The organism is Methanolobus sp. WCC1, assembly GCF_045690315.1.
Taxonomy (GTDB): Archaea; Halobacteriota; Methanosarcinia; order Methanosarcinales; family Methanosarcinaceae; genus Methanolobus; species Methanolobus tindarius.
Genome location: NZ_CP146979.1, coordinates 2,617,250 through 2,635,409, shown reverse-complemented (window position 1 = coordinate 2,635,409; position 18,160 = coordinate 2,617,250). Strand labels below are relative to the sequence as shown.

General features: G+C 41.2%; 17 protein-coding genes. 9 read left to right on the top strand and 8 right to left on the bottom strand.

Annotated features, from left to right (window positions below):
- Nucleotides 1–25 precede the first annotated feature (25 nt).
- The gene (gene eno / locus V7O61_RS12450) at nt 26–1,300 is read left to right on the top strand and encodes a phosphopyruvate hydratase (protein ID WP_023845664.1); all 1,275 of its coding nucleotides are present in this window, start codon (nt 26–28) and stop codon (nt 1,298–1,300) included.
- A gap of 93 nt (nt 1,301–1,393) precedes the next feature.
- Here the strand turns inward: eno and larA are convergent, their stop codons facing one another.
- Nucleotides 1,394–2,599, bottom strand: a complete 1,206-nt coding sequence (gene larA, locus V7O61_RS12445) for a nickel-dependent lactate racemase (RefSeq protein WP_407281601.1) — start codon at nt 2,597–2,599, stop codon at nt 1,394–1,396.
- A gap of 163 nt (nt 2,600–2,762) precedes the next feature.
- On the opposite strand from larA, the gene V7O61_RS12440 reads away from it, so the two are divergent.
- From V7O61_RS12440 to V7O61_RS12425, 4 genes are all read left to right on the top strand, one after another.
- Nucleotides 2,763–3,389 (top strand): LysE family translocator, encoded by a 627-nt coding sequence (locus tag V7O61_RS12440; RefSeq protein WP_407347408.1) that lies wholly within the window; start codon nt 2,763–2,765, stop codon nt 3,387–3,389.
- A 185-nt stretch (nt 3,390–3,574) separates the two neighbouring features.
- Nucleotides 3,575–4,219 (top strand): hypothetical protein, encoded by a 645-nt coding sequence (locus tag V7O61_RS12435; protein WP_407281605.1) that lies wholly within the window; start codon nt 3,575–3,577, stop codon nt 4,217–4,219.
- Nucleotides 4,220–4,313: 94 nt separating this feature from the next.
- Complete coding sequence (locus V7O61_RS12430; RefSeq protein ID WP_407281607.1) at nt 4,314–5,486, top strand: ABC transporter permease; 1,173 nt, start codon at nt 4,314–4,316, stop codon at nt 5,484–5,486.
- 244 nt (nt 5,487–5,730) lie between these two features.
- Entirely contained in the window at nt 5,731–6,132 is a 402-nt protein-coding gene (locus V7O61_RS12425; RefSeq protein WP_407281608.1) for an inorganic diphosphatase, read from the top strand.
- 42 nt (nt 6,133–6,174) lie between these two features.
- Here the strand turns inward: V7O61_RS12425 and V7O61_RS12420 are convergent, their stop codons facing one another.
- From V7O61_RS12420 to V7O61_RS12390, 7 genes are all read right to left on the bottom strand, one after another.
- On the bottom strand, nt 6,175–7,335 hold the full coding sequence (locus V7O61_RS12420) for an ABC transporter permease (RefSeq protein WP_023845672.1): 1,161 nt from the start codon (nt 7,333–7,335) through the stop codon (nt 6,175–6,177).
- Between the two features lie 9 nt (nt 7,336–7,344).
- Nucleotides 7,345–8,457: a hypothetical protein gene (locus tag V7O61_RS12415; RefSeq protein ID WP_407281610.1), complete on the bottom strand. Its 1,113-nt coding sequence runs from the start codon at nt 8,455–8,457 to the stop codon at nt 7,345–7,347.
- 288 nt (nt 8,458–8,745) lie between these two features.
- Nucleotides 8,746–9,933, bottom strand: coding sequence for an ABC transporter permease (locus tag V7O61_RS12410; RefSeq protein ID WP_288068335.1), 1,188 nt, complete (start codon nt 9,931–9,933; stop codon nt 8,746–8,748).
- Nucleotides 9,930–10,700 (bottom strand): ABC transporter ATP-binding protein, encoded by a 771-nt coding sequence (locus V7O61_RS12405; RefSeq protein ID WP_288068334.1) that lies wholly within the window; start codon nt 10,698–10,700, stop codon nt 9,930–9,932. Before V7O61_RS12405 ends, V7O61_RS12410 begins: the two co-directional genes overlap by 4 nt.
- 11 nt (nt 10,701–10,711) lie before the next feature.
- Nucleotides 10,712–12,016: a hypothetical protein gene (locus V7O61_RS12400; protein ID WP_407281612.1), complete on the bottom strand. Its 1,305-nt coding sequence runs from the start codon at nt 12,014–12,016 to the stop codon at nt 10,712–10,714.
- 4 nt (nt 12,017–12,020) lie between these two features.
- On the bottom strand, nt 12,021–12,677 hold the full coding sequence (locus V7O61_RS12395; RefSeq protein ID WP_407281614.1) for a YIP1 family protein: 657 nt from the start codon (nt 12,675–12,677) through the stop codon (nt 12,021–12,023).
- A gap of 23 nt (nt 12,678–12,700) precedes the next feature.
- Complete coding sequence (locus V7O61_RS12390) at nt 12,701–13,309, bottom strand: YIP1 family protein (protein WP_407281615.1); 609 nt, start codon at nt 13,307–13,309, stop codon at nt 12,701–12,703.
- A 318-nt stretch (nt 13,310–13,627) separates the two neighbouring features.
- On the opposite strand from V7O61_RS12390, the gene V7O61_RS12385 reads away from it, so the two are divergent.
- Genes V7O61_RS12385 through V7O61_RS12370 form a run of 4 tightly spaced genes read left to right on the top strand, consistent with a single transcriptional unit; the run spans nt 13,628 to nt 18,095 of the window.
- On the top strand, nt 13,628–14,341 hold the full coding sequence (locus V7O61_RS12385) for an ABC transporter ATP-binding protein (protein ID WP_023845679.1): 714 nt from the start codon (nt 13,628–13,630) through the stop codon (nt 14,339–14,341).
- The gene (locus V7O61_RS12380) at nt 14,328–15,638 is read left to right on the top strand and encodes a COG1361 S-layer family protein (RefSeq protein WP_407347406.1); all 1,311 of its coding nucleotides are present in this window, start codon (nt 14,328–14,330) and stop codon (nt 15,636–15,638) included. Before V7O61_RS12385 ends, V7O61_RS12380 begins: the two co-directional genes overlap by 14 nt.
- A gap of 25 nt (nt 15,639–15,663) precedes the next feature.
- On the top strand, nt 15,664–16,878 hold the full coding sequence (locus V7O61_RS12375; protein WP_407281617.1) for an ABC transporter permease: 1,215 nt from the start codon (nt 15,664–15,666) through the stop codon (nt 16,876–16,878).
- A gap of 2 nt (nt 16,879–16,880) precedes the next feature.
- Nucleotides 16,881–18,095 carry an ABC transporter permease gene (locus tag V7O61_RS12370; protein ID WP_407281619.1) on the top strand — a complete coding sequence of 405 codons (1,215 nt, stop codon included), beginning with the start codon at nt 16,881–16,883 and terminating at the stop codon, nt 18,093–18,095.
- Nucleotides 18,096–18,160 lie beyond the last annotated feature (65 nt).

Genomic DNA, 18,160 nt, shown 5'->3' with positions numbered 1-18,160 from the left:
TAAACCAAGTCAAAGGTGGAATAGGATGCCGTATATCGATGATGATAAAAGTTATAAGATAAAAAAGATTCACGCACGTGAGATTCTTGACTCCAGAGGAAACCCTACAGTTGAAGTAGATGTCTATACTTCTAATGGATTTGGCAGGGCAAGTGTTCCTTCCGGTGCTTCTACAGGAAGCAATGAAGCGCTTGAGTTGCGCGACAAGGAAGAACGCTATCTTGGAAAGGGTGTACTTGACGCAGTTGACAATGTCAACACCGCCATAGAAGCAGAACTTCTGGGAATGGATGTCAGGAAGCAGCGCGAGATCGATGGTCTTATGCTGGCTCTGGACGGTACCGAGAACAAGATGGAACTTGGTGCAAACGCAATCCTTGGTGTATCCATGGCAGTTGCAAGAGCAGCAGCAGATTCACTTAACATGCCACTTTACCGCTATCTTGGCGGCATAAATGCATTTACTCTTCCTGTTCCGACTATGAATGTCCTGAACGGTGGAAAACACGCAGGAAATGCGCTTTCCATTCAGGAATTCATGATCCAGCCAAAGGGCGCAGAAACTTATTCAGAAGCTCTGCGCATGGGTACTGAAACATATCATGCACTTGGTAAGATTCTCGAAGGCAAATATGGTGGCTCAGCAACAAACGTCGGTTATGAGGGTGGATACGCACCATCCATAGAGATGACCCACGATGCACTTGATGCACTTGTAAGTGCTATTGAAGAAGCAGGATATTCAGAGACCGAGATAAGCATTGGTCTTGATGCGGCAGCTTCAGAGTTCTTTGACGGGGAAACCTATTCAATTGACGGTAAGCTCTTAAAACCAGGGGAACTCGTTGATTACTACCTTGAGCTTATTGAAACCTATCCAATCATTCTTATTGAAGATCCATTCCACGAGGAATCATTTGATGACTTCGCAGCACTGACTAACGATGCATGGGACACCATCATTGTAGGTGACGACCTCTTTGTAACAAACGTAGACCGTCTTGTGAGAGGTGTAGAAATGGGTGCTGCAAATGCACTTCTGCTGAAAGTCAACCAGATTGGTTCACTCTCTGAGGCATTTGATGCAGCTAACATGGCAAACCGCAACGGTTACAGTGTTGTGGTAAGCCACCGCTCCGCAGAGACCGAAGACACAACAATTGCTGATATTTCAGTTGCAATCGGTGCTGACCTTATCAAGACAGGTGCACCGGCAAGAAGTGAGCGTACTGCAAAATACAACCAGCTCCTCAGAATTGAAGAGGATCTTGGTGAAGCAGCACGTTACATGCAGATTTGAACTGAATACCAGTTCAAACCTGATTTTTTTCTTTTTCTATTTTTGATTTAATAATTGCTTTTTCTTACATTTAAAAAAGTAAAAGTGTTTTAGTTATTCAAGCAGCGGTACGGTGAGGCTACCCTGTGGCAAAATTACAGCGTATGGCTCCTTACCCTGTTCTTTCACTTTTTCAACAGCCCTGTTAAATGTTTCCTGAATATCCATACATGGCTGGAGTTTTGCCATTTTGATGGTATCGTGGTGCAGGTCCGAGATTGCCCACATTTCTGCGTAAACCCCTATCTGTGCCATCTTGGCAGCTTTGTGATAACCGAGCTTGTAGCCTTCATCTATCTTACACATAACTTCATCGCATGTGTTTGCAGAACAAAGCAGATTGAGGAATGTATCATCTCCAACACCGTCCCTGCATTTTGATACAAGAATGATGACTCCGCCATCTTCCAGTGCAAGCTTGCCGTTTTCAAGTGCTTTCTGTGACTGGTAGAGGTCGATGTCCATCGGATATGGTGCTGCAGTGAGTACAATATTGCCTTTGCGGCTGCAATTTGAACAGAATACCTCTTTTGCTCTCTCAACTGCAATATCAAATGACTTGAAAAGATCACCTGCAACGGTTGCATAAAGTCCATGATCTGCTGTGAGGACCGTTTGAATTGAGAATACGTTCAGGTCTTTCAACACTTTCATGGCATCTTCCATGTCCTCTGCAACAGGATTTCCTTTGATGGCAAGCGGCTGGGCAGCTTCAGAGAGTGCATGTTTGTGGTTCATCTCGATAGTCTTATAGGAAGCAACACCCGGTAAGAATGCCTTTCTTCCACCAGTATAACCTGCAAAATAGTGAGGCTCAACACTTCCAATGACAATGATGTTCTTGCTTTCATTTACCATCTTGTTGAGGTACATCTCGGTTCCATTGCTGGAAACACCAAGATATTCCATATCCTCGTCCTTGCGTGCATCGTGAACGAATATACTATCCTTGAATTCATCATACATCTCACCAAAGATGTATCTGTATTCATCCTCTGTTGGTCCTCTGTGAGCACCTGTAGCAACCATGAATCTTACGTCACCATGCTCTCTTAGCATGTCACGCATTTTCAGGAGGATTTTTGCGGTAGGAGTTGGCCTTGTGGCATCATTTACAAGAATTAATATCCTCTCGCTGCTTTTCATGAAATCCTCAAGGGATTCCATTCCAACAGGATTGTTCAGTGCCTCGTCTATTACTTCAGATTCGGCACCAACTTCAACGAAATTAGGTGAAACAACCTCATGGGGTATTTCCACTTCAAGGTCTACTAATTCTTTTCCATAAGGTATCGGTATTTTGATAAAAATTCCTCCAAGTAAGATCTATAATTAGGTAATAACTGGATAGTTCATAATAGGAAGCTTTATTTATAGCATTCTCTCCAGATAGAAAGAAAATCATAACTACATGAGAATCACAATGATAGAAACCACGCAACTATTCTACTTCATCGCAGCTTCGGTAGCTCTTACGCTTCTGCCAGGCCCTGACATTCTCTTCGTTCTCACCCAGAGCATATCTCAGGGAAAGACTGCAGGCATGGCAATAGCCACCGGTCTTTGCACTGGTCTGCTGTTCCATACAACTGCGGCAGCACTTGGAGTATCTGCGATATTGTATAGTTCTGCGGTAGCTTTCTCTCTCCTGAAATATGCAGGAGCAATTTATCTTCTCTACCTTGCCTACAAGGCAATTCGTGAAGAAGGCAATCTCACATCACTTGAATCTGTAAAAGAAAAGAACCTGCCATTACTTTACAGAAGAGGTATTTTCATGAATATCTTAAATCCCAAGGTTTCTCTTTTTTTCCTTGCTTTTCTGCCCCAGTTCATAAATGCAGATTCCGGCAGCATCCCTCTGCAAATGATATTTCTGGGTGCAGTGTTCTTTGCGCAGGCAATTGTAGTATTCTTCATAGTATCATTCTTTGCCGGGATGATAGGAACTAAGACTATGGAAAAACCAGTTTTGGGTAAGAAGATCAACTGGGTAAAGGCTGGTATTTATTCTGTGATTGGAATTGAGCTTGCTTTAGCACATCAGTGAATACTATTTTTCTAATCTCTTCTTTTGATTGTGTGTTAGAGTTGATTTTTTTCCTGATGTTGTTTTTTCTAGATATTGGCTACATATCATATTATTTAATTTTTTGAGTACAAAAATTATATGTAATATTTGCTTACTTCAGTAAGTTATAGTATTTTCAACATATGGAATGGGGATTTATGATAATGAAATTTAAGCAAATAGTGAGTATATTCATAATTGGTTTACTTTTTTTCATTTTGACAGTTGCCGCATCTGCAGGCTCAAACGCAAGTGTCAATTCAACCAGCTATGCTGGTGCTAGGCAGGCAGAACTTCCTGATTTTAATCCACAGATATTTGATCTACTGGCAGAACAGGATGATAACTACATATTAGGAAAAGGGGAAGTTCTTTTAATCACAAGTGAATCCGACAAAAGAAACTGGCTTCGTGATCTAAACAATGTTAATACGGGCGTAAGAGAAGAAATAATGGCAGAATATATGAGACCAAATGGTTCCGTAATGTCATATGGCTATAATTATCAAGGTTATTTATCAGTTCAATTTCCGGAAGGTACTGAAGTTAATGAATCTCTGATTAATGAAATTTATTCAATTTTCGATCAGGAAGCTATGAAGAATAATATCAGTGGTGTTCCTGTCCTGTTTGAGTACAGCCCGGAAATAACAGTTGGTGAATCATTTAGCACAGTAGATTATGAGATTGATGATGAACCGGAAATTATCAATGAAAGTGTCAATAATACCGAACCATCTCATGATATTCCAGGTTTCACGTTTTTTATTTCAGTATTGGCCTTCCTGATTGCCTCAGGAAAACGCTAATTTCTTTTTTATTGTTATTTTGTCTTTTAATCTTATAGCTTCATAAATAGTTATATAATAACAGTCAAATCATTTCTATATTGGAAGCTGGTCAATGTTTGAACTAAGAATTGCCCTGAGGCACATAAGTGCACGAAAGCGACTCACATTCTTTGCAGTATTTGCGGTAGCTTTAGCCATAGCGGTTATTGTAGTTCTCATGTCAATGATGAGCGGGTTTACCGAGGAACTGGTTGATTCCACAGTAGAGAACTCACCGCATATTGTTATCACTTCTTTAGATGACCAGGAAGATTATGTCCATTTTTACAGTTATCATTCGCAGCAAATAGCTGCAATGGATGGTGTGGAAGCAGTTTCTCCCGTATATGTAGGGCAAGCTGCTATAAGTCACAAGGATAATGCCGAAGGCATCAATCTCAATGGAATTGATCCGGTTGCAGAAGATAAAGTGATGCACGTATCAGATGATATTGTATCAGGCGACCTCTTTTCCCTGAGTAGAAGCAACAACGGAATTGTAATCGGTGACAAACTTGCAGAGGATCTGGAAGTTGTCATGGGTGATAAGGTTGATATTGTGATGCCCGGTTTTGGAAGCAGAACATTTAAGATAATGGGAATATTTGATACCGGAACTTCCAGTGATGAAAGCATTGCATACGTCCGGTTTGATTCAGCCCTCGATTTCTTTCAGGAGAATGGGGTTGCAAGTAAGATCAATGTAAGAGTTACTGATCCATTCCAGGCTGATGTTATCGCTGCATCTATTGAAGGTCAGGATACAGGGCTCGATGCTGTAAGCTGGATTGAAGCCAACAGTGAGATACTGGGTCTTATCAACACACAGGTTGTAATTGTCTGGCTCTACTATGGACTTATCTATATGATAGCTGGTTTTGGAATTGCAAACACGCTTTTCACAGTTGTCATGGACAAGAAAAAAGAGATTGGTATGCTCATGGCAATGGGTGCGTCAAAGCGTCATATAACAGTAATATTCCTGCTTGAATCCCTTATGCTCGGTACAATGGGTGTTCTTTTGGGTTGTGTGCTTGGTTATCTGGCTTCAATGGGCCTGTCATCATATCAGATAGATCTGCCGCAGGAAATGTACTTTGGCCTGACTACTCTTCCACTGAAAACCGATCCAATGAATTATGTCTATGCAATAGTTTTCTCTTTCTTCATTAACATTGTTGCAGGTGTCTATCCAGCAAGAAAGGCGGCTGCACTTGATCCGGTTGAAGCTATCGAAAGTGACTGATGCTTTTTTGAAAATATTATTATCTACTCTGGGAATATATTCCTTCTTTCTAATTTAAGCTCGAATGTTTGTTCGTAAGTGTACGAAAGGCTTATATTCTAATAGGTCGTTTGTATGATTGCGAACGGGTCTATTACTTAGTACCTCTCCAACCACTCCAATGTCACCATACCTGTGCATTCAACCCCCTTTGCCCGTTCGCACCCCTATGTTTTTTATTTATTAAACGTGTCAATTAGCTGGCATGAAAGTTGTTATCGAGACACCAAAATACAGTTTTTTCAAATACAACAAACAGGGTTCTGTTTTTGTCAAAGAATTCCTGTCTCCGATACCCACAATATTTAATTATGGTTTTATCCAGGGGAGCCTTGCTGATGACGGCATGGAAAAAGATGTTGTTGTCATAGGTCCACGTGTGCCACAGGGAACGATTCTAAATGTCCATAAATTCCATGGTGTTGTTAAATTCATGGATGATTCCCTTGAAGACAATAAAGAAATATTCTGCATGGGTGGTTTTTACTCAAAACCAGTTTTCTATTTTTATTTCAATCTTTATGCAACATTCAAGATTTTCTATTACCTGATTCTCAAAAGAAAACTTGCAAAATGCCGGTTTGAAGGGATTTCATGGTACTATTGAACTCGCGATAATTCCAACTAAATTTGCACATGTCACACCATTTCAATGTGTAGATATTGCTTCTACCGGGTCAAGACTTGCAGCTTTCTGTGCAGGATAGATTCCCGCAAACAGGTTCAGGAAAAATACAAGCGAGATTATCGTAACCACATCTACCACCCTGACAACTACGGGAATTGTATCGATTCCATAAGCACCTTCCGGAAGCGGATAACTGCCAATTGAAAGTGCCAGTGCCACACCGGCAGCGGTTCCAAGAACAGCTCCACCAAAACCAAGCATTCCGCTTTCTATCAGAAAAATAGTTCTGATACTTGACTTGCTGGCACCCATGGCAAGCAATATGCCAATTTCTTTCACTTTACTCATGACAACCATGTTCAAGGTACTGACAACCCCAAAAGACGCAATAAGAAGTATGAATCCCAGTGTCACATTATTGGAAACAGTCTCAATGGCAATGGTTCTCAGGATTTCAGGGTTATTGTCAGTCCAGCCTGCGGCATTGTAACCATAGCCCTCAATTATCTGTGCAATCTCCCTGTCCCTGTTAAAATCAGCCAGTCTCAGGTTAATTCCATTTATCACATCATCAGTATCATAGAATTTCTGCGCAGTTTCCAGTGAAGTATATGTCAGGCTTTCGTCAAGAGCTGTTCCGGTATCATAGATGGCAATAACTTTTAGTGAGACCGGATTTGCGTTTGGGAATGAAACTTCTACATTGTCTCCTATGTCAAGCTCCATGTCCTCTGCAAATTTATCTCCAATAATTATACTCTTATCAGAATAAGTCAGTTCATCATAGTTCCCTTTGATGATGTCATCTTTTGTGTGCGATACAGCATCTTCCCTGGAAGCTATTATTCCTTTGATAGCTGCATTTTTGGTATTGTCCTTAAATTTGAAAGACGCCTCGCCTGTAAGATAGGGCGATGATGCAACTACGCCGTCAATATTATTGATCTTATCAACAATGTTCTTGTAAAGATGAACGTAATCTTCTCCGTCTTGCGGGGAAACCACAACATGTGGAAGGTTTTCGACGGTTTTACTATAGAGTTCCTGAGTAAATCCTGCCATGAATGACTGGGACACCATCAGGATCATCACTGCGATTCCTATAGCGGCAACTGATAGAATTGTCTGTCTTTTTCTTGCTCTTATATGGCGAAGTGCAATGAACAATTCATAACGCATCATTCACACCTTTCAGTGTTCTTTTTGTCTGCCAATTATTGCTGCAATAGCAGTGAACATTATAGCAAAAACAAATGTAAATCCCGGAGATTGCTGAGTGCTCTGGTCGGAGCTTGTATTTGTCTGGTTAACTACCGGTTCATAATCAGACTCGATAATCTTTTCTTCAACATCCAGAATGTTGCCATCATTACCGATGACTTCAATGAGGAGTTCATACTCTCCGGTTGTCAGGCGTTCATCCCAGATAGTTTCCACGGTTTCATCATCTCTGTTAAGGATCACCGGGGATTTTTCAACCACGGATATGAGTTCAGTTTTATCGTTTCCATTCATCTCTGAAACGCTGAACCTGACTGAGCCTTTAAACGGAACCTGTGAGATTCCATCTATTGTAGCACTTGCCCCAATGTCATCTTCATAAGTGTCACTGATGAACACATCATCCTGAGCGGTGAAATCCTCAGTCAATGCCAGATAGCTAACTGATGGTGAGTATAATTTTACTTTCACTCTTGCGCTGTAATCTTTATTATTCTCAAGTAAAACATTCCAGTCTTCGGTTATTTCCAGGGGTACGGTGCTGACTGAGACCTTCTTTTCGGAACCGGAATAAATCACATCTGAACCGTCCATAAGCATGTATTCAATGTCTACGAGAACTGCATCTATTGGAGTTATCATCACACTGAACCCCTGTGAGTTTGGTACAAGGTCATCAACTGTAATCCTTGGAATAGTCTGCCTTCCGTTTACAAAACTGTATGTATCCTCGTAGATTGTACAGCCATCTTTAGACAGGGTGCTTGTCACTGTATATTTCCCATCGCTTTTGTCATCAGTGTCCCATTTGAATGCTTTTGTCACATCAGAATCCGATGTGATGCTGTCTATAGTAAAACTCCTGCTGTCCAGCACATTTCCTGAATGTTCCAGAACCATATCAAGTTCCATTCCGCTAACAGTTTCTGAGCTTTGCAGTGTGATATCACAGGTTTCCAGGTCAGAGTAGACATCTGTGATAGTCACGTCATAATCACTGGATGAACAATCGAGTGCTGAACTAGGCATTACTAAAAATAGTACCATTAGCATGGCTGCAAGTGACAAAAAAGCAGATTTCATATCAGGGCTCCTGTATTTTATTAAGTTATTTTTGATACTATTTATAGCAATCTGTGAGTTCAATTAATATCTTCATACTGACAATTTGTCATTTGTAGCAGGGATATGACATTTTCAGTTTCAGAATCATATGGTGTTTCAATAGCAGTGATACGCATGATTCCAGAAGTGCTAAGTGGATAGCTAATGATGCTTTTTGGAAACTTAAAAATGAAAAAGTGATTGAAAAACTGGGAAAATCACGCAGGTGAATGGTTGTGAGGGATAGTAAGTAGCAGATAAGATCTCTCACTCATATCTCAGTGCATCCAGTGGTTTCATTCTTGAGGCCTTCCATGCGGGATACATGCCTCCCACAAGACTTGTGGCAATTCCAAAGAAGAACCCCTCAGCCACATAGAACATACTTGAAAGTGTGAACAGGTATGATGTGTTTTTCACCAGCAGTTCCATAACCAGATAACTGCCGCCAATTGTGAGGATAGCACCCGCAGTACTGGCAAGCACTCCAAGGAACAGTGCCTCAAGCAGGAACATTTTGAGAATGTCCTTTCTTGAAGCTCCTACGGCTTTCATGATGCCGATCTCCTTTGTACGTTCCATTGTTGACATGAGCATCACATTCAGTATGCTCACACCTGCAACAAGCAATGATATTGAGCCGATTCCCATCAGGAACACTGATATCGACCTGAAAACATCATCAAGACTTTCAGTTATCATATTCGTTGCAAAGACTGTTACAAGTTCATCCTTCCTGTTGATCCTTTCCTCTATCTCATCGGAAACAGCATCTATTTCTTCGAGGTCTTTGACTATGATTATCACTTCATCATAACCTTCATCCTCATCCGGGTAGAGTTTATCGTACATTTCCGAAGATGTAAAAACACCACTGTCAGTGCTGATATCAAATCCCATTCCTCGTTCTTTCAGAATTCCCACAACTCTTAGTTTCGTATCATCGATCTCTATCTTCTGACCGAGGGTGAGTTCCATATTGTCGGCAACACTGTACCCCACAACACAATCTGTTGATCCGGGTTTGAAAAAACGTCCATCCTCAAGTTCCACCAGTTTTTCCAGGTCTTCTTTTTCAATATCATAGACTGAAACGTATGACTGGTACGTCGTTCCTCCATCTTTATATTCGATAACCTCACCACTGGCAGAAACAGGTATTATGCTTTCGATATTGCTGACTTTCCTCATCTGGTCTACCTGTTTGTCGGTGATGTAATCCTCTCCCGGAGCAGGTGAAACTATTAGTTTGTCTCCTATATCAGCAAAAGATTCAGTTACAGAAAGCTTCAGGCTGTTGCCGAGAATTCCCATTGAGGATATTGCGATAACCCCGATGATTATGCCGATGGCAGCAAGCACAGTACGGACAGACTGTCGTTTCAGGTTTCTTTTTGCCAGTTCTGCGTACATATTATTACTCAGCATTGCAGAGAGTTTCTTTGTGGGCTTCATTCGATAACCTCTCCGTCCTGTATTCTGATGGTGGTATGTGAATACTCCTCAAGCTTTGGATCATGTGTGACCACAATAACAGTTGTCCCGGCAGCATTCAGTTCCTTTAACAGTTCCATGATATTCTGCCCGGTTTTAGTGTCAAGATTTCCGGTAGGCTCATCAGCAAGCAGTATCGGGGGATTGTTTGCCAGTGCCCTTGCAATAGCGACTCTTTGCTGCTGCCCGCCTGACATCTCATTTGGTTTATGGTCAGCATATTCAAGCGGAAGGTCGGCTTTCCGAAGCATAGCAAGAGCTCTTTTTCTTCTTTTGGAAGGAGATTCCCCGTTGAATATCATGGGGATCTCTACATTTTCCAGTGCAGTAAGTGTCGGTATAAGGTTAAATTGCTGGAAAATGAAACCAATATTGTTCCTGCGTATTGCAGTGAGACCATCATCATCAAGCTTTGAAAGATCTACATTATTGACCTTAACCTTTCCTGATGTGGGAAGGTCAAGGCAGCCTATCATGTTAAGAAGTGTGCTCTTTCCAGAACCTGATGAACCCATGATGGTTACAAAATCTCCTTTTTTAATCGCAAAGCTGACACCGTTCAGTGCATAGATCTTGTTTTCTCCAAGGGTGTAAATGCGTTTTACATTCCGTAATTGAACAATGGGATGTATCGAAGGTTTTGATTCCTTTAAGATTTTTCCGGAACCTGTAGTCGATGTTCTTTTTTTCTTCTTTACAGTATCCGTGGAAGATTTTGACTTCTGCATGTGAGCACCGGTTATTCTAGAGTTTCGTCCTCTTCTTCATCTGCATACATGTCATCCAGGTACTCATCCTCGTCCCCATCTTCATCATCCTGATTATCCTCGTCTTCCTCCTCATCCTGTCTTTTTTTCCAGGAATATCCAATGACCGCCACGATTGCAATTATGACTATGCCGGCACCTATCCAGAGGCCGGGTGAACTACCTTCGTCATCACTGCTGGAATATGTTACTCTTGAGGATGTATCAAGTGATATTTCCTGGGTGATAGCCGTGTAAGCATTGTCCGGGTCTCGGAACTCAATGATTATTGGGATAGAGGTCACGTTTCGGGATGTGACGCGTGCACTCAGCTCGAAACTGCTGAAATCATCTGCTTCCAGTGTTCCTATGAAGTAATTTGCGTAAGGCTGCAAAGGTTCAATATCTTCTGCATCGTCAATAGACACCATTACGTTCTTCGCATCAGTGATGCCGAAATTGTTCAGGTCTCCTGAAAGTGTGTATTTATTAGCAGTATTCTCGACCTCGATTCCGGTGAATACCAGCGGGGATTGTTTGATAATTCTTACTTCCTTGGATGCAGTTTCCGAGTTATGCAGGTTGTCCCCGTTAAAGTATGAAGCAGTAAATGAAACGTCAGTGTAACCTTCCTCACTTGACATCGTGTTGAATGTGAAGCTTGCTGTTGATTTGTTTCCTTCAGGGATTCCTCCTATAAAATAATCGGAAGGGCTGAATGTCATACCTTTTGCATGCGGGGTCACAATAACACTGGTTACATCATTTGGTCTTCTGTTAACTACATCCACGCTGATAGTTGAAACCTCGTTCATCAGTGTTGACGGGAAATTTGACATTATTACCTTTACATTCCTGTCATCCACTTTTACAGGGATACGGTAGTTGAGGTCATACATGTTGCTGCCGCCAACTATTATCAGGTCAACAAAATGCACTCCACTTGTAACATTTTCCATGACTTTTATGTTGAATGTGAGTTTCAGTGTATCCCCCGGACCAAGAAGCCCAATATCCGTGTAGCCATTGTCCAGTATCTTCATGTCACCGTTCCCGTCAAGACTTGCACTGGCAATGTATGCATTCATGTCCAGTGTCTCATTGTCCTCTTCAACATATATCTTGCCTGTTGCCATGTTGGACAGGGTGACAGTTATTGTTCCCATGTCACCGGGCATGAATACTCCAGGTTCAATGGTATAGTCCAGTGTAAGTGTGGGTCTTATCTCAGTAGTTGCCGAACCTGTAAAAGAGAAAGCGGCCAGAATTATCATGGCCAGGGCAATTAATTTCATCATGGTTTTACCCCATTAAAAATATCCTGTATTCAAACAAAGTGTATAATATGGATAGAACCACAGGAATTGCAACCGCAATAGCCGCATTTTTGACACTTATGTTCCTTGAATAGCTCAGTCCGTACATCCATATGTATCCGCTCCATAATGTGAAAATTATCATTAACAGTGGTACAACTTTCATAATAGGGTCAGACAACATTGCATCAGTTGTGAGTGTAGGGTCATTGATGCCGTTTTCAAGCATTAAGAGTAGTTTATTTCCGTAGAATACTTCGATAACCGATCTGAAGATATTTGGCAGGAGCCCGTAGGATACGAATTCCATCACTCTTGAGAAATCTCCTTCAGCCTTGAATATTGAAGATATGATGTAGAACAATGCACTGTAAAAGAGCCACCACAAAAGTGTGCCGATAATTGTTGTGAAAATCGAAATGACAAACCATATTATCATCATTGAGGATGCAAAGTTTTCCATCCCGTCCACTATGGGTACGTTTTCAAATAGTTCAATTGCTCCAGCAGCCACAATTAATGAACTCAGTATCTTTACTACTATCACAAGTGCAATAATAGCAATCGGTGTTTTCCACTCAATATCTTCGTGTATCTTTCTCCCAAAAAAAGAATTGGGTTTTGTCAGTGCTTCCAGCATCATTCCACCCATAGCGTGCTTTTACTTTACCTGAGGATGAATACTGTCAGTACAGTATAAAGAACGGACAATCCGATAGGAATACCAACTGTGATCACAGCATTTTTCAGGCTGAGGTTGCGTGCGTATTTTACTCCGAATATCCAGATGTTTGCACTCCAGAGAGTGAAGATGAGTCCCAGGATAGTTGCTATCTTCATAGAAGGGTCTGCAAACATCATGTCCTGTACAGCCTGTGGGTCTGTAATAGATGAGAAGTCTATGTTTGAGAATACTCTGTTAGTATAATAGGCGGCTATCAGTGAGCTTAGAATATTTGGAATGAATCCGTAAGCCACAAATTCCATTGACCTTTTGAAGTCTCCTTCGCCGCTGAATACTATTGAGATGATGTAAAATATGGCTGTGTACAGCAACCATGAAAAAGCGACTCCTATAATAGAGCCAATTATCAGGAAGATTACTATAATAATTTGTCCGGCACCTTCAAGAAAATCCATACTCATAAATGATTGAAGGGTGCTCATAATTGTGGTATAGGTTGTGATGGCTCCTACTACTACCATCAATGACATTATTATAAGCGGATTTTTCCACTCAATTTCTTCATTAATCTTTTTTTTTGAAAAACCCATTTGGGTCAGTTAATACTTGTAACATTCTTTCCACATCCAGTCTTATATCCTCAGACTCATTTGTCAATATTCAAATCTGACGATATTTAGTCAACAATGCATTGAATTATGATTATTTATACTTTTTTACATCAACATTCATTTTTTTATTAACATTGTTCTATATAGCAATCAGATTGGATTGGAATTTTTCACGTCTCTATATTTGCATGCAAAGAAGCTTTTTATAAGTTAAACCCCGAATTATTTAGAGTGCCGGATATATTCTTCATTGAATGACAATATGACTTATCATGTGCGCCTTTATGGGAGACTAATATGGATGGGAAAGCTGCCTACAATGAGAATAGCAGGAGCAATACACCTGTTATTGAGCTTGTAAATCTTTGCAAAAGTTACCATGTAGGGGACATGGACGTACCTATTCTCAAAAGTATTGACCTGAGAGTCATGCCCGGGGAATTCGTTGCAATCATGGGTCCGTCCGGTTCCGGAAAAAGTACACTGATGAACATGATAGGCTGTCTTGACAGGCCAAACTGCGGGCAGGTTCTTTTGATGGGTAAGGACGTTGATACACTTTCGGATCCTGAACTTGCAAAGTTAAGGGGGCTTGAGATTGGATTTGTTTTTCAGAACTTCAACCTTGTTCCAAGACTGACAACACTCCAGAATGTGGAACTTCCTACTTATGCTAATAAAAAACCAGGAGTGGACATCAGGCAAAAGGCCATGAATTTAGTGGAAATGGTCGGTCTGAAAGAGCGCATGAATTACAAACCTTCGGAAATGTCGGGTGGGCAACAACAGAGGATTGCAATTGCGCGTGCTTTGATTAATGATCCTTCTCTTATACTGGCTGATGAACCAACAGGAAACCTTGATTCAAAAACCGGTGACGAGATTATGAAGATATTTTCTGATCTGCATGAAAAAGGAAGAACAATAGTTATGATCACTCATGATCCGGATCTGACGGAATTTGCAGACAGGGTAGTACATCTTAAAGACGGAATTATTGATAATAACTGAAAATGAGGAAATGACCATGTTGGTGTTGGGGAATAATAAAAAAGAGATAACAGTTGCTGCATCGTTTATGTTGCGAATATCACTGATTATTGCATTATTTTTGTCTTTATCTTTCGTTGCATCTGCTGCAGACGGTGCCGACCTTGAAGTAAGCGTTCTCAGGTATGAACCGGTACCTGCAGAGATTGGCGAATATGTTAGTGTCTGGGTCAAGGTGGAAAACCTGGGTTATGCAAAAGCCGACGATCTTTCCATAAAAATGGTTCCTGATTATCCATTTTCAGTTGACAGCAGTGAAAATGCCATTGTTAATGTTGGAATCCTGACTCCTGATAATGCTGCTGTTCATGAGTACAGGCTTTACACTGATTCTGCTGCAAAGCAGGGCACGGGATCATTTGAAGTGTGGTACCAGGAAGAATCCGACGGTACCTGGTTCAAGAAAGAATTTGAGTTAAGAGTTGGTTCTGATTCATTTGACAGCAAAGGAACAATACAACTTGTAGGTGAGCCGGTGAAAGAGCCGGAAGTATTCATGCCCGGGGATGAAGGTACAATTTCGTTCACACTCCAGAACAGTGCTACAGATTATACCATCACAATTGATGATGAGCAGTATGATACAAACGCCAGGATACAGTCTGCTTCCCTTGAAGGAACTGAAGGGATTAAAGTTACAACCGGCACTTACTATGGAAATGGAGTGATAGGTGCGGGAGAATCTGTTGACCTGACTTATAATTTAGTGGTTGCAGATGACACTCCGGATGGTACTTATTATCTTGATTTCTCAATAGTTGGAAGTTCACATTCCTATAACAGCAACTGGAGAATTCCTGTCCAGGTAGATTCATCTTCAGTCAGGGTCATACCATCAAAACCATTGTCACTTGAAAATGCTGAGGGAACATTGGAATTTGATGTTGCTAATATTCATCCCAACGAGCTTTCATCCGTGAGTGTAAAACTTGAAGCAGAAGGTGTTGAGTTTTCCCCCTCCGAATATTTCATTGGTTCAATGGATTCGGATGAACTGTTCACAATAGAAATTGAAGCAAAAGCAGTTTCTGAAGACATTACTTTCCCTCTTGACATGGTAATTACAGCAGATTACAGGAATGGCCTTAACGAACATACAGAAGAGATCACCACTCGCCAGCTCCAGCATCATGTTGTGGAAAACGGTGGGGGTTCAGGAATCTATCTGGTAGTTCTTTTGCTGGTGGTTGTCGGAGCGGGTGCTTTTTATTACTACAGGAAAAAGCAGGTAAAAGAAGGCAAACAGGAGAAAGACTAGATAAGCAGTTCAGGATGAACATTTCATGTTAAGTCCGGCTCAGGCTATCGAAATCTCACTGGGAAGTATTGGCAGTGCAAAGCTCAGGTCTGCCCTTACAACCCTTGGAATCATCATTGGCGTAGCGGCAGTTATCGCTAACGTATCGCTGGGTGCGAGTTTTAACCAGTATTTCAATGATGAGATAGGGGCTGTGGGATCCAATTTCATAGTTGTTTACAGCCAGAACATAGACGTTTTCTTTGACAAGGAACTTGAAATTATCAGGAATACTCCCGGTGTGGATGGTGTTTCCCCAATCAACCAGCAGATGGCGAAAGTCACCTACATGTCAACTTCCCGGCAGATTGACATTCAGGGAGTGACAGAAGATTACGATGAGGTTGCAAACTTCGGGCTTGACTCCGGGACTTTTCTTACAGATAAGGACCGCTACGTTGCTGTAATCGGTGCTGATGTTGCCTATGAAAAATTCGACAAGAAAATCTCAATCAAAAATCCAATAGATATCACATTCAGACGGGAGGATGGCGGTGTTGTTACCCGGACTTTCATAGTAAAAGGTGTGATTACTGACCCTGAAACAACTTTTGCCCAGACCGGAGTTGAACCGGAAATTCGTGTTTTTATCCCTATTGACACAATGAACGAGATTCTCGGAAAAGATGACTATGGCGGATTTTTCATAAAGGCAGAGAGTCTCGAAGTTGTCCGTGAGACTTCGGATGAGATCGATAAAAGACTTGCACGCAGTCTGGGAGTTCCAAGCAGGGACCTTGAAAATGATGATGCAAAGCCCTATCTTATGTTTGACCAGATAGAGATACTGGAAGAAACAAACCAGCTTTCAACGGCTTTATCCTCTTTACTGACATCTGTGGCTTTGATATCTCTTATTGTCGGTTCAATTGGGATTATGAATATCATGCTTGTAACAGTTGCTGAAAGGACACCTGAGATCGGTCTTCTCAAATCACTTGGTTATAATGAACGTGATATTCTTTTGCTTTTCATTATCGAATCAATGATAGTAGGTTTGATAGGTGGTATAATAGGAACAATAGCAGGAATTGGCGCAGCCTCTATAGCGAACGATCTTCTGGATGTGCCGGATGTTTTCCCGGTAAGTTTGATTTTTCTTGGATTTTTCGTATCATTGCTGGTAGGACTTGTAGCAGGAGTCTATCCTGCAAGAAAAGCAGCACGTATGAACCCTGTTGAAGCTTTGAGGAAGGAGTGAGCATGATAGACCTGAGATATGCTTTTGTCCTGGCATTTGGAAGCATACGCAGTGCAAAGCTGCGCTCAACCTTAACAGCTCTGGGTATCATAATAGGTGTTGCTGCTGTTGTTGCAAATGTATCCGTAGGTGCCAGTTTTAATCAGTATTTCACCGATGAGCTCGGTTCTCTCGGTTCAAATTTTATAATAATCTATAGTCAGGATGTCAACATATTTTATGATACCGAACTTGAACTCATCAGAAACACTCCGGGAATAGAGGGAGCTTCAGCATTCAATCAACAAACTGCGGCTGTAACGTATCTTTCGGCTACCCGGCAGATAGATGTTCAGGGCGTGTCGGAAGATGCCCAGTATATTTCCAATCTGGGAGTTGAAGAGGGCAGTTTCCTCACAGACAAGGACAAATATGTGGCTGTCATCGGAAAAGATGTTGCAACGGAAAAATTTGATAAGAATATCTCCGTGAAAAATTATATAGATATTACTATCAAGCGGGATGATGGTACAAGTGTGATCCAAAAATTCCGTGTAAAAGGAATTCTTTCAAGTGAGGATAATACATTTGTTACAGGTGGTCCGGATCGTGATGTAACTATCTATATTCCTGTGGCTACAATAAATGAGATGCTCAATGTTACGGATTATAGTGGTTTTTCGGCGAAGACCGGCTCTGCGGAATCTGTTCAGGATGTTTCGGATGAAGTTGATAAAAGACTTGCAAGATCACTTGGGGTTCCGACAAGGGATCTTGATAATGATGATGCAAAACCATATCGCATTTTCAATCAGGCAGAGATAATTGAACGTCTGGATTCCCTGACAAACGCGTTTACCATACTTATTACAATGGTGGCTGTTGTTGCACTTATAGTAGGTTCTATTGGAATCATGAATATCATGCTTGTCACAGTTACCGAAAGGACAAGTGAGATCGGTCTTTTGAAATCACTGGGTTATACTAAACCGGATATTATTGCACTGTTCATAATGGAATCCATCATTGTAGGTGTAATAGGTGGTATAATGGGGACGGTTCTTGGTATGGTTGGATCCTATATTGTAGAAGTTTATCTTGGTGTAACTCCGGTATTTCCTTTCTACCTGATATTCCTGGGTTTCTTTATCTCGGTTCTTGTAGGACTTGTAGCTGGTGTTTATCCTGCAAACAAGGCTGCAAACCTGAATCCTGTAGAAGCTCTCCGTCATGAATGAACTGTATCATGAATAAGCAGTGATTATTTTGCTGGTTGTTTCTTACTTTTTTCTTATTCTTACTT

What these genes read in the sequence shown, in the direction of transcription:
- V7O61_RS12370 (WP_407281619.1), top strand. Translation starts at nt 16,881, where the DNA reads ATGATAGACCTGAGATATGCTTTTGTCCTGGCATTTGGAAGCATACGC.
- V7O61_RS12430 (WP_407281607.1), top strand. Translation starts at nt 4,314, where the DNA reads ATGTTTGAACTAAGAATTGCCCTGAGGCACATAAGTGCACGAAAGCGA.
- V7O61_RS12385 (WP_023845679.1), top strand. Translation starts at nt 13,628, where the DNA reads ATGGATGGGAAAGCTGCCTACAATGAGAATAGCAGGAGCAATACACCT.
- eno (WP_023845664.1), top strand. Translation starts at nt 26, where the DNA reads ATGCCGTATATCGATGATGATAAAAGTTATAAGATAAAAAAGATTCAC.
- V7O61_RS12435 (WP_407281605.1), top strand. Translation starts at nt 3,575, where the DNA reads ATGAAATTTAAGCAAATAGTGAGTATATTCATAATTGGTTTACTTTTT.
- V7O61_RS12405 (WP_288068334.1), bottom strand. Translation starts at nt 10,700, where the DNA reads ATGCAGAAGTCAAAATCTTCCACGGATACTGTAAAGAAGAAAAAAAGA.
- V7O61_RS12425 (WP_407281608.1), top strand. Translation starts at nt 5,731, where the DNA reads ATGAAAGTTGTTATCGAGACACCAAAATACAGTTTTTTCAAATACAAC.
- V7O61_RS12400 (WP_407281612.1), bottom strand. Translation starts at nt 12,016, where the DNA reads ATGATGAAATTAATTGCCCTGGCCATGATAATTCTGGCCGCTTTCTCT.
- V7O61_RS12420 (WP_023845672.1), bottom strand. Translation starts at nt 7,335, where the DNA reads ATGATGCGTTATGAATTGTTCATTGCACTTCGCCATATAAGAGCAAGA.
- V7O61_RS12375 (WP_407281617.1), top strand. Translation starts at nt 15,664, where the DNA reads ATGTTAAGTCCGGCTCAGGCTATCGAAATCTCACTGGGAAGTATTGGC.
- V7O61_RS12410 (WP_288068335.1), bottom strand. Translation starts at nt 9,933, where the DNA reads ATGAAGCCCACAAAGAAACTCTCTGCAATGCTGAGTAATAATATGTAC.
- V7O61_RS12390 (WP_407281615.1), bottom strand. Translation starts at nt 13,309, where the DNA reads ATGGGTTTTTCAAAAAAAAAGATTAATGAAGAAATTGAGTGGAAAAAT.
- V7O61_RS12415 (WP_407281610.1), bottom strand. Translation starts at nt 8,457, where the DNA reads ATGAAATCTGCTTTTTTGTCACTTGCAGCCATGCTAATGGTACTATTT.
- V7O61_RS12440 (WP_407347408.1), top strand. Translation starts at nt 2,763, where the DNA reads ATGATAGAAACCACGCAACTATTCTACTTCATCGCAGCTTCGGTAGCT.
- V7O61_RS12395 (WP_407281614.1), bottom strand. Translation starts at nt 12,677, where the DNA reads ATGATGCTGGAAGCACTGACAAAACCCAATTCTTTTTTTGGGAGAAAG.